Annotated in this window: 8 protein-coding genes; 2 read left to right on the top strand and 6 right to left on the bottom strand. The window is 72.5% G+C overall.

Annotation, left to right across the window (positions count from 1 at the left end):
• Positions 1-8: 8 nt before the first annotated feature.
• The gene (gene gndA / locus ACFPCY_RS12300) at positions 9-1,613 is read right to left on the bottom strand and encodes an NADP-dependent phosphogluconate dehydrogenase (RefSeq protein WP_378254429.1); all 1,605 of its coding nucleotides are present in this window, start codon (positions 1,611-1,613) and stop codon (positions 9-11) included.
• Between the two features lie 147 nt (positions 1,614-1,760).
• On the opposite strand from gndA, the gene ACFPCY_RS12295 reads away from it, so the two are divergent.
• Together ACFPCY_RS12295 and ACFPCY_RS12290 are read left to right on the top strand one after the other, a co-directional pair.
• Positions 1,761-2,513 (top strand): beta-phosphoglucomutase family hydrolase, encoded by a 753-nt coding sequence (locus ACFPCY_RS12295; RefSeq protein WP_378254427.1) that lies wholly within the window; start codon positions 1,761-1,763, stop codon positions 2,511-2,513.
• The gene (locus ACFPCY_RS12290; RefSeq protein WP_378254424.1) at positions 2,510-4,915 is read left to right on the top strand and encodes a glycoside hydrolase family 65 protein; all 2,406 of its coding nucleotides are present in this window, start codon (positions 2,510-2,512) and stop codon (positions 4,913-4,915) included. The genes ACFPCY_RS12295 and ACFPCY_RS12290 overlap by 4 nt, the downstream gene beginning before the upstream one ends.
• Positions 4,916-5,796: 881 nt before the next feature.
• Here the strand turns inward: ACFPCY_RS12290 and soxR are convergent.
• From soxR to ACFPCY_RS12265, 5 genes are all read right to left on the bottom strand, one after another.
• On the bottom strand, positions 5,797-6,327 hold the full coding sequence (gene soxR, locus ACFPCY_RS12285; protein ID WP_378254423.1) for a redox-sensitive transcriptional activator SoxR: 531 nt from the start codon (positions 6,325-6,327) through the stop codon (positions 5,797-5,799).
• A 9-nt stretch (positions 6,328-6,336) separates the two neighbouring features.
• Positions 6,337-6,903, bottom strand: a complete 567-nt coding sequence (locus ACFPCY_RS12280) for a DUF421 domain-containing protein (RefSeq protein WP_378254421.1) — start codon at positions 6,901-6,903, stop codon at positions 6,337-6,339.
• Between the two features lie 127 nt (positions 6,904-7,030).
• A complete protein-coding gene (locus tag ACFPCY_RS12275) occupies positions 7,031-8,851 on the bottom strand; it encodes a phosphoenolpyruvate carboxykinase (GTP) (protein ID WP_465251221.1) in 1,821 nt (606 codons plus the stop codon).
• 175 nt (positions 8,852-9,026) lie between these two features.
• Positions 9,027-10,172, bottom strand: a complete 1,146-nt coding sequence (locus ACFPCY_RS12270) for an ABC transporter ATP-binding protein (protein WP_378254419.1) — start codon at positions 10,170-10,172, stop codon at positions 9,027-9,029.
• Positions 10,169-10,924, bottom strand: coding sequence for an ABC transporter permease (locus tag ACFPCY_RS12265; protein WP_378255146.1), 756 nt, complete (start codon positions 10,922-10,924; stop codon positions 10,169-10,171). The genes ACFPCY_RS12270 and ACFPCY_RS12265 overlap by 4 nt, the downstream gene beginning before the upstream one ends.
• Positions 10,925-10,973: the final 49 nt, after the last annotated feature.

Below are 10,973 nucleotides of genomic sequence, written 5' to 3'. Positions count from 1 at the left end.
CCGGGCGATCAGCGGGTCACCTCCGTGCGGGGATCCTCGGCCCAGAGGGTGTGGAACGTGCCGTCCTTGTCGACGCGACGGTAGGTGTGCGCGCCGAAGTAGTCGCGCTGGGACTGGATCAGCGCGGCGGGCAGCCGGTCGGCGCGCAGCGAGTCGTAGTAGGCCAGCGCCGCCGAGAAGCCCGGGACGGGGATGCCGAGCCGGACGGCCGTGGCGACCACCTCGCGCCACGCGTCCTGCGCGTCGGCGAGCGCCTCGGCGAAGTCGGGCGTGGTCAGGAGCGTCGGCGTCGCCGGGTCACCCTCGTAGGCGGCGCGGATCCGGTCGAGGAACTCCGCGCGGATGATGCAGCCGCCGCGCCAGATCGCGGCGGTCGCGCCGAGGTCGATGTCCCAGCCGTACTCGTCGCTGCCCGCCCGGATCTCGTCGAAGCCCTGCGCGTACGCGACGATCTTGGACGCGTAGAGCGCCTTCTCCACCTTGTCCGCGAACGCGCCGCGCTCCGCCTCATCCACGAACGCGCCGCGACCCGCCTCACCCGCCAACGCGGCCCGACCCGCCTCACCCGCCAACGCGGCCCGACCCGCCTCACCCGCGAACGCGGCCGGCTCCGCGCCATCCGCAGACGCACCGCGACCCGCCTCGTCTCCGGACGCGGCGCGATCCGCCGGGGCGGCGGAGCGGGACGGGCCGGGGAGCGAGTGCGCGGCTTCGCGCAGGTCGGCGTGGCCGGAGACGGAGCGGGCGAACACCGCCTCGGCGATGCCGTTGACCGGGGAGCCGAGGTCCAGGGCGGTCTGGACCGTCCAGCGGCCGGTGCCCTTCTGCTCGGCCTGGTCGAGCACCACGTCCACGAACGGACGGCCCGTCTCCGGGTCGGTATGGGCGAGGATGTCGGCCGTGATCTCGATCAGGTAGGAGTCGAGGCGGCCGGCGTTCCAGGTGCGGAAGATCTCGGCCATCTCGGCGGGCGAGTGGCCGCCCGCGTGCCGCAGCAGGTCGTAGGACTCGGCGATGAGCTGCATGTCCGCGTACTCGATGCCGTTGTGGACCATCTTCACGAAGTGGCCCGCGCCGTCCGGGCCGATGTGGGTCGTGCAGGGGACGCCGTCCACCTTGGCCGCGATCGACTCGAACAGCGGGCCGAGGGCCTCCCACGACTCGGCGGAGCCGCCCGGCATGATGCTCGGGCCGTTCAGCGCGCCCTCCTCGCCGCCGGAGATGCCCGTGCCGACGAAGTGCAGGCCGCGCTCGCGCAGCGCGGCCTCGCGGCGGCGGGTGTCGAGGAAGTGGGCGTTGCCGCCGTCCACGATGACGTCGCCGGGCTCCAGCAGCGGCGCGAACTCCTCGATCACGGCGTCGGTCGGCGCGCCCGCCTTCACCATGACGACGACCCGCCGGGGCCGCTCCAGCGACGCGACGAACTCCTCGGGCGTCGCGGCGGGCAGGAACGTCCCCTCGCCGCCGAACTCCTCCACGAGCGCCTTCGTCCGCGCCTCGGTGCGGTTGTGCACCGCGACCGCGTACCCGTGCCGCGCCAGGTTGCGCGCCAGGTTGCGGCCCATCACGGCCAGTCCGGTGACGCCGATGTCCGCCTTCTCAGTGCTGGTCACTTGGGTTCCTCACTCGTCCTCGGCACCGTTGCCGATCGATGTCCTACCCCTCTGTTCGGGCAACAGGGCGGCGAAGTTCGTTGTTCCGGGTATGTACTGGGCCACGGGGTAGGGCGCCGATCACGAATCAGATGACTTAGGGGAAAGATGCTGGGATTGCCGGAGGGGGTCGAAGCGTGCCTGTTCGACCTGGACGGAGTGCTGACCGCCACCGCCGCCGTCCACGCGGCCGCGTGGAAGCAGATGTTCGACGAGTTCCTGAAGGACTGGTCGCAGCGGCACGGGCAGCCGTTCGTCCCGTTCGACGTCCGGGCCGACTACGGTCCGTACGTGGACGGCAAGAAGCGTGAGGACGGCACCCGCTCGTTCCTGGAGTCGCGCGGGATCCACCTTCCCGAGGGCTCCCCGGACGACCCGCCGAGCGCGGAGACCGTGCGCGGGCTCGGCAACCGGAAGAACGAGCTGGTGCTGAAACTCATCGACGAGAAGGGCGTCCAGGTGTTCGACGGGTCGGTGGCGTTCGTCCGGGCGGCGCGCGAGGCCGGGTTGAAGACCGCCGTCGTGTCGTCCAGCGCGAACACGCCGCAGGTGCTGCGGGTCGCGGGGATCGCCGACCTGTTCGACGCCCGGATCGACGGCGTCGTCGCGGCCGAGCGGAAGCTGCCGGGCAAGCCCGCGCCGGACACCTTCCTCGCCGGCGCCGAGGCGGTCGGCGTGCCCGCGGACCGCGCCGTCGTGTTCGAGGACGCGCTGGCCGGCGTCGAGGCCGGACGGCGCGGCGGGTTCGCCTACGTCGTCGGGGTCAACCGGCTGGACGACGCGCACGCCGAGGGGCTGCGCGAGCACGGCGCGAGCGTCGTCGTGAACGACCTCTCCGAACTGCTGAAGGGGGACCAGTGACCGAGCCGGACATCCGCTCCGAGACCACCGGGCCGCACTACCTGGTGGAGCCCTGGTGCGTGCGAGAACCAGAGCTGCGCCTGGACCGGCTGGCCCAGAGCGAGTCGGTGTTCGCGCTGTCCAACGGGCATCTCGGGCTGCGCGGCAACCTCGACGAGGGCGAGCCGCACGGGCTGCCGGGCACGTACCTGAACTCGTTCTACGAGCGGCGTCCGCTGCCCCAGGCCGAGGCCGCCTACGGCGTGCCCGAGACCGGGCAGACCGTGATCAACGTGACCAACGGGAAGGTCATCCGGCTGCTGGTGGACGACGAGCCGTTCGACGTCCGGTACGGGCGGCTGCACTTCCACGAGCGGGTGCTCGACATGCGCGCCGGGACGCTGTCGCGCGACGTCGAGTGGACGTCCCCGGCGGGCCGCCGCGTGAAGGTCACCTCGACCCGGCTCGTGTCGCTGACGCAGCGCGCGGTCGCGGCGATCTGCTACGAGGTCGAGGCGGTGGACGACCCCGTCCGGATCGTCCTGCAGAGCGAGCTGGTCGCCAACGAGGCGCTGCCCGACCTCGGCAAGGACCCCCGCACCAGCGCGATGCTGGAGACGCCGCTGCTGTCGGAGGACCACATGTCCAACGGGCACCGGGTCGTGCTGGTGCACCGCACGCGGGAGAGCGGCCTGCGGATGGCGGCCGGGATGTCGCACGAGTTCGACTGCCCGGACGAGGCCGACCACGCGCTGGAGAGCCTTCCCGACATCGGCCGGCTCACCATCGCGACGCGCCTCAAGCCGGGCCAGAAGCTCCGGATCGTCAAGTACCTGGCGTACGGGTGGTCCAGCCAGCGGTCCCGGTCGGCGCTGAACGACCAGGTCGTGGGCGCGCTCGCGGCGGCCCGGCAGACCGGCTGGGACGGGCTGCTGACCGAGCAGCGCGAGTTCCTCGACGACTTCTGGGAGGGCGCGGACGTCGAGGTGGACGGCGACGCGGAGGTCCAGCAGGCCGTCCGGTTCGCGCTGTTCCACATCCTCCAGGCGGGCGCGCGCGCCGAGCGGCGGATGATCCCGGCGAAGGGCCTGACCGGCCCCGGCTACGACGGGCACACGTTCTGGGACACCGAGACGTTCGTCATGCCGGTGCTGACCTACACCTATCCGGACGCGGTCGCCGACGCGCTCGGCTGGCGGCACATGACGCTGCCGCTCGCCAAGGAACGCGCGGGGCAGCTCGGCCTGCCGGGCGTCGCGTTCCCCTGGCGGACGATCCGTGGCCAGGAGTGCTCCGGCTACTGGCCCGCCGGAACCGCGGCGTTCCACATCAACGCCGACATCGCCGACGCGGTCGTCCGGTACCTGGACGCCACCCTCGACGAGCAGTTCGAGCGCGAGGTCGGCCTGGAGATCCTGGTCGAGACGGCGCGCCTGTGGCGCGGCCTCGGCCACCACGACGTCGAGGGCGTGTTCCGCATCGACGGCGTCACCGGCCCGGACGAGTACACGGCCATCGTGGACAACAACGTCTACACGAACCTGATGGCCCGCCGGAACCTCATCGAGGCCGCCGACACCGCCATGCGCAACCCGGACGTCGCCGACCGGCTCGGCGTCAGCACCGAGGAGGCGGCGTCCTGGCGGGACGCGGCCGAACGCATGCGCATCCCCTACGACGAGCGGCTCGGCGTCCACCCGCAGTGCGACGGGTTCACCAACCACGCCCGCTGGGACTTCGCGGCGACCAAGCCGGACCAGTACCCGCTGCTGCTGAACGTCCCCTACTTCGACCTGTACCGCAAGCAGGTCGTCAAGCAGGCCGACACGGTGCTGGCGCTGCACCTGTGCGGGGAGCTGTTCACCGCCGAGGAGAAGGCGCGCGACTTCGCCTACTACGAGGGGCTGACCGTCCGGGACTCGTCGCTGTCGGCGCAGACCCAGGCCGTGATCGCCGCCGAGTGCGGCCACCTGGAGCTCGCGCACGACTACCTCGGCGAGACCGCCCTGATGGACCTGCACGACCTGAACCGCAACACCCGCGACGGGCTGCACATCGCGTCCCTCGCGGGCGCGTGGACGGCGCTGGTCGCGGGCTTCGGCGGGATGCGGGCCCGGCGCGGCGAGCTCCGCTTCGCGCCGCGCCTCCCCGGCGGCATCAGCCGCCTGGCGTTCCGGATGCGCTACCGCGACAACCTGATCAAGGTCACCGTCACCGGCGACCACGCCCTCTACGAGCTGCTGGACGGCCCGGGCCTCGTCCTCGCCCACCACGGCGAGGAGTTCCAGCTGGAGAAGGACCCGGTGGAGCGCGAGATCTTCCAGGAGCCCGCGCCCGTCCCACCCTGCCAGCCCGCGGGCCGCGAACCCCTCCCGCGCCGCATCGACCCCCACGACCGCAACCGCCACCGCCGCGTCCGCTAGCCCGCTTCCACCAGCCCACGCGGCCCGCCCGGACGCGCCAGCCCACCCACGCAAGCCCCGCACACCCGGCCCGCCCGTGCGCGCAACCCAGCGCGCACGGGCGGGCCGCAACCCATGCCGGAACGTTGCTCGTCCCCCAGCGCGCCCGGCCCCGCAGAAGCCCAGGGGCGCGCACGGGGCCGGCGCGAGCCCGCTCCCAAGGACGCCCGAGCCCCGCAAAACCCACGGCCACGCGCGCGGGCAGCACCAGGCGCGGGCGGGCTTGCACACAAAAACGCGAGCCCCACACGAACGCGCGCCCACGCGCGAAGTGCAAGCACGCGCGCACGCGCGAAGTGCAGGCACGCGCGCGCACGCGCGAAGTGCAGGAACGCGCGCGCACGGATGGATTGCGGGCACGCGCGCCCACGCGCGAAGTGCGGGCACACGCGCCCACGCGTGGAGTGCGCGCACGCGCGTGGAGTGCGGGCACGCGCGCCCACGCGTGGAATGCGGGCACGCGCGCGCACGCGCGAAGTGCAAGCACGCGCGCCCACGCCTGGAATGCGGGCACGCGCGCGCACGCGCGAAGTGCAAGCACGCGCGCCCACGCCTGGAATGCGGGCACGCGCGCGGTGTCCGCACCGCGCGTGGTGCGGGCACGCGCCAGACGCGGACACGCGCCAGACGCGGGCACACGCCAGACGCGGGCACGCGCCAGATGCGGGCACGCGCCAGACGCGGGCACGCGCCAGATGCGGGCACGCGCCAGATGCGGGCACGCGCGAGGTGTGGGTTGCGCGGTGGGGAGCGCGCGTTATGTGAGCATGCGCGGGCATGCGCGCGGCTGTGTGCACGCGGGGGCGGGGGCGCTTGGGAGGTGGCTTGCGTGGGGGTGAGGGTTAGGGGCAGTTGGGGGTGCAGGGGGTGGTGGAGGTGGCGGCGGCCTTGCCGCTGGGCTTTGCGCGGTCGCGGTGGCGCTCGACGAGGAGGCGGCGGGGGCCGGGGCCCTCGTCGCCGAGGCGGTCGTAGGGGTTGGCGAGCGCGCAGGTCTTGATGGACAGGCAGCCGCAGCCGATGCAGTCGGTGAGGTCGTCGCGCAGCTTCTCCAGCTGGGCGATGCGGTCGTCCAGTTCGGCGCGCCAGGTCTCGGAGAGGCGCGCCCAGTCCTCGACGGTGGGGGTGCGCTCCTCCGGGAGGGTGGCGAGGGCCTCGCGGATCCGGTCGAGCGGGATGCCGACGCGCTGGGCGACCTTGATGAACGCGACGCGGCGCAGCGTGTCGCGGGTGAAGCGGCGCTGGTTGCCCGCCGTCCGGCGGCTGCTGATCAGGCCCTTGGACTCGTAGAAGTGCAGGGCCGACACCGCGACCCCGCTGCGTTCGGCGAGCTGCCCGACGGTCAGCTCGTGGACCCGGAACTCCAACCTCGACATACCTCGAGGCTACCGGGCGGCGAGGGCGGCCAGATGGGCCTCGATGCGGTCCAGGCGCTCCCGCAGCTCGGCCATGTCGGTCTTGTCGGAGTTCTGCTCGCTCTTCCGCAGCCGGACGATCAGCGAGCCCTGGGGTTCCAGGGTGACGAGCCGGGTGTCGCGGACGTGGTCGCCGCCCTGCTCCATGATGCCCTGGATGACGTCCGGCTTGCCGAGGCCGAGGCGGAACATCGTCCGCTCGCGCCACTGCCCGTTCCACACCAGGATGCTGGATCTGCCGTGCACCAGGCGGTACAGCCACGGGACGACCAGGACGAGCCGGACGAACACCGCGTTGGCGGCGACGAGCAGGACCGCGCCGAGCGCCCCGCCCCACAGCGAGTTGTCCGGCCCGATGATCGCGTTCTGGACGACGTTCGACAGCAGCAGCATCACCACGAAGTCGAAGCCGTTCAGCTGCGCGAGCTCGCGCTTCCCGGCGAGGCGCAGCAGGGCCACGATGAGCAGGTAGACCGCGAAGGTGCGGATCACCTTGTCGGCGACGGGGATCTCGATGTGCATCAGGTCGTGCCACATGCGTCCCGACCCTAGTCACGCGGACGGGGCCGTACCCGGAAAGGCACGGCCCCGTCCGTCATGCGGTCGGATCCACGCGGCGGATCCACGCGGCGGAAGCCGCTCAACGATCACGCCGGAGCGGGGATCATTCGCCCAGGCGGTGGACCAGGGCGTTGTACTCGTCCCACAGCTCCTTCGGCAGGTGGTCGCCGAAGGTCTCGAAGTGCTCGGGGACCAGGGCGGCCTCCTGCTTCCAGACCTCCTTGTCCACGGTGAGCAGCGTGTCGAGGTCCTCGTCGGACAGGTCCAGGCCGGACAGGTCCAGGGCCTCGCGGGTCGGGAGCTGGCCGATCGGGGACTTGGCGGCGTCGGCCTTGCCGTTGAGGCGCTCCACGATCCACTTCAGGACGCGGCTGTTCTCGCCGAAGCCCGGCCAGATGAACCGGCCGTCGGCGTCCTTGCGGAACCAGTTGACGTAGTAGATCCGCGGCAGCTTCTCCGGGTCGGTGGAGCGGCCGATCTTCAGCCAGTGGCCGAAGTAGTCGCCCATGTTGTACCCGCAGAACGGCAGCATCGCGAACGGGTCGCGGCGCAGCTCGCCGACGGTGCCCTCGGCGGCGGCCGTCTTCTCCGAGGCGATGTTCGCGCCGAGGAACACGCCCTGCTGCCAGTCGAACGACTCGGTCACCAGCGGGACGGCCGTGGCGCGGCGTCCGCCGAACAGGATCGCCGAGATCGGCACGCCCTTCGGGTCCTCCCACTCGGGCGCGATGATCGGGCACTGCCCGGCCGGGGTGGTGAAGCGGGCGTTCGGGTGCGCGGCGGGGGTGTCCGACTCGGGCGTCCAGTCGTTGCCCTTCCAGTCGGTGAGGTGCGCGGGCGGCTCCTCGGTGAGGCCTTCCCACCAGACGTCGCCGTCGTCGGTCAGCGCCACGTTGGTGAAGATGGAGTTGCCGTAGAAGGTCTTCACCGCGTTGGCGTTGGTGGCGTCGCCGGTGCCCGGCGCGACGCCGAAGAACCCGGCCTCGGGGTTGATCGCGTAGAGGCGGCCGTCGTCGCCGAACCGCATCCAGGCGATGTCGTCGCCGATGGTCTCGACCTTCCAGCCCGGGATGGTCGGCTCCAGCATGGCGAGGTTGGTCTTGCCGCAGGCGGACGGGAACGCGGCCGCGACGTAGCGGGTCTCGCCCTCCGGCGGGGTGAGCTTGAGGATGAGCATGTGCTCGGCGAGCCAGCCCTCGTCGCGGGCCATCGTCGAGGCGATGCGCAGCGCGTAGCACTTCTTGCCGAGCAGCGCGTTGCCGCCGTAGCCCGAGCCGTAGGACCAGATCTCGCGGGTCTCGGGGAAGTGCGAGATGTACTTGGTCGAGTTGCAGGGCCACGGTACGTCCTGCTGGCCCGGCTCAAGCGGGGCGCCCACCGAGTGGACGGCCTTGACGAACGAGCCGCGCTCCTCGATCAGGCGCAGCGCGCCCTCGCCCATCCGGGTCATGATCTTCATGGAGACCACGACGTACGGCGAGTCGGTGATCTCGACGCCGAGCTGGGAGATGTTGCCGCCCAGCGGCCCCATGCAGAACGGCACCACGTACATGGTGCGGCCCTTCATGGCGCCCTTGAAGAGCTCCCCGAAGGTGGCGCGCATCTCGGCCGGCGCGATCCAGTTGTTCGTCGGGCCCGCGTCCTCCTCCTTTTCGGAGCAGATGAAGGTGCGGTCCTCGACACGGGCGACGTCGGACGGGTCGGACGCGGCGTAGAAGCTGTTGGGTCGTTTCTGCGGATTGAGCCGCTTGAAGGTGCCCTGCTCGACGAGGAGCGAGGTCAGGCGTTCCCATTCCGCATCCGAACCATCGCACCATTCGACTCGCTCGGGCTGGGTCAGCTCGGCGATCCCGCGCACCCAGTCGACGAGCTCGTGGTGACTGGTCGGGGCCTGGTCGAGGCCGGGGATCTCCTGGTTGGACACGGGCAACTCCTTCAGCTGTTCGCAGGATGTTTGCATCATGAGCAAAAGTCGCGGCTTTTTCCATTTGGTCTGGACCAATCCCGCCGACATTTGGGGCAAGCCGAGCCCATTTGTGATTGATGTCACCGGGAAACGGTCTCCCCGCGCAGCCTGCGGATCTCCCTGATGCCCCCGCTCAAGCGGGGTAAACACGCACTTCCGTGGCCTTAACGGACGCCCAGACCGGGCTGCCTTCGACGAGTCCGAGATCGGCCACGGCGGCCGCCGTCACGTCGGCGGCGATGTGAGGCCCGCCACCCTCGGTCGCCCGGCCGTCACCGTTCGCGCCGGTCGGACGATCATGCGGGACGGCGTCCAGGCGGATGCGGAAGCGGTCGCCGCGGCCCTCCACGGCGGAGACGCGGGCCTGCCAGAGGTTGCGGGGGCTGCCGTCGGGCCGCGTCCGGTACAGGGCGACCGCGGACGGCTCGAAAGCGAGAAAAACATCACCTTCGAGCGCGGTGACCGCGTCGATCTTCAGATGGCCGTCCGCGAGCGCCACGGTCCCGCCGTCCGCGCGGCCCTGGAACAGGTTCAGACCGACCAGCCGCGCCACGTAGGGGGTGCGCGGATGCCGCGCGACCTCGCCCGGAGGCCCCTCCTGGACGAGCCGTCCGCGCTCGACGACGACGAGCCGGTCGGCGAGGGTCAGCGCGTCCAGCGGGTCGTGGGTGACCAGGACGGCCGCGCCCGCGAACCCGGCGAGGTGCCGGCGCAGGGCCGCGCGGACCTCCAGCCGGGTGTGCGCGTCGAGCGCGGAGAGCGGCTCGTCCAGCAGGAGCAGCCCCGGCCGGACGGCCAGCGCCCGCGCCAGCGCGACCCGCTGCGCCTGCCCGCCGGACAGCGCGCGCGGACGCGCCGAGGCGTGCTCCGCCAGCCCGACGCGGTCCAGCCACTCGGCGGCCCGGCGGCGCGCCTCGCGCCTGCCCGCGCCCTGCGCGCGCAGCCCGAACGCCACGTTCTCCAGGGCCGACAGGTGCGGGAAGAGCAGGTAGTCCTGGAAGACCATGCCGACGCCGCGCCGGTCCGGCGGCAGGTCGGTGAGGTCCCGCCCGTCCACGCGGACGTGGCCGTCCGCGAGGGGCGTGAGCCCGGCGAGGGCGCGCAGCGCGGTGCTCTTGCCCGCGCCGTTCGGCCCGAGCAGCGCGACGACCTCGCCCGGCGCGGCCGTCAGGACGAGATCGAGGTCGAACGCGGGCCGCCGCACGACGAGCCGAGCGTCCAGCCCCCTCTCGGCCGCAGCCTCGGATCCGTGCGCGGCGTCGTTCTCGGTGGCGGTCATGCGGTGCCGGTCCAGCGGTCGCGAAGGGCGGCGAGGACGGCCACCGAGACGGCGAGCAGGACGAGGCTGAGCACGATCGCGGCCTGCGGGTCGGTCTCCAGGGCGAGGTAGACCGCCAGCGGCATGGTCTGGGTGCGGCCGGGGAAGTTGCCCGCGAAGGTGATCGTCGCGCCGAACTCGCCGAGCGCGCGGGACCAGCAGAGCACCGCGCCCGCGAGCACGCCCGGCGCGGCCATCGGCAGCGTGACGCGCCGGAAGACCGTCCAGCGGCCCGCGCCGAGCGTGGCGGCGGCCTCCTCGAACCGGGCGTCGGCGGCGCGCAGCGCGCCCTCCACGCTGATCACCAGGAACGGCATCGCCACGAACGTCTCGGCGAGCACCACCCCGGCCGTCGTGAACGGCAGCGTCACGCCGAAGGCGCGGTCGAGCCACTCCCCCACCAGCCCGCGCCGTCCGAGGACCAGCAGCAGCGCGACGCCGCCGACGACCGGCGGCAGCACCAGCGGCACGGTCACCAGCGCCCGCACCAGCCGGACGCCGGGGAACGGCACGCGCGCCAGCAGCCACGCCAGCGGCACCCCGAACAGCAGGCAGAGCACGGTCGCGATCGTGGCGCTGACCAGCGACAACCGCAGCGCCTCCAGCATCGCGGGCTGGGCGAGGCGGGTGCCGAGCGTCCGCCACGGCGCGCGCCAGAGCAACCCGACCAGCGGCAGCACCAGGAAGGCCAGGCCGGCGAGCGCAGGCAGCATCAGCACCAGCGGCGGACGCCCCCGCACCCGGTCCGCCACCGGCCTCGCC

Origin of the sequence: Actinomadura gamaensis (assembly GCF_042652125.1) — a bacterium.
Classification (GTDB): Bacteria; Actinomycetota; Actinomycetes; order Streptosporangiales; family Streptosporangiaceae; genus Spirillospora; species Spirillospora gamaensis.
Note: the sequence above shows the minus strand (reverse complement) of the source record. Positions and strands in the feature narration are given on the sequence as shown.

Coding starts and splice junctions, on each gene's coding strand:
- ACFPCY_RS12295 (WP_378254427.1), top strand. CDS start 1,761: ATGCTGGGATTGCCGGAGGGGGTCGAAGCGTGCCTGTTCGACCTGGAC.
- soxR (WP_378254423.1), bottom strand. CDS start 6,327: ATGTCGAGGTTGGAGTTCCGGGTCCACGAGCTGACCGTCGGGCAGCTC.
- ACFPCY_RS12280 (WP_378254421.1), bottom strand. CDS start 6,903: ATGTGGCACGACCTGATGCACATCGAGATCCCCGTCGCCGACAAGGTG.
- ACFPCY_RS12270 (WP_378254419.1), bottom strand. CDS start 10,172: ATGACCGCCACCGAGAACGACGCCGCGCACGGATCCGAGGCTGCGGCC.
- ACFPCY_RS12265 (WP_378255146.1), bottom strand. CDS start 10,924: ATGCTGCCTGCGCTCGCCGGCCTGGCCTTCCTGGTGCTGCCGCTGGTC.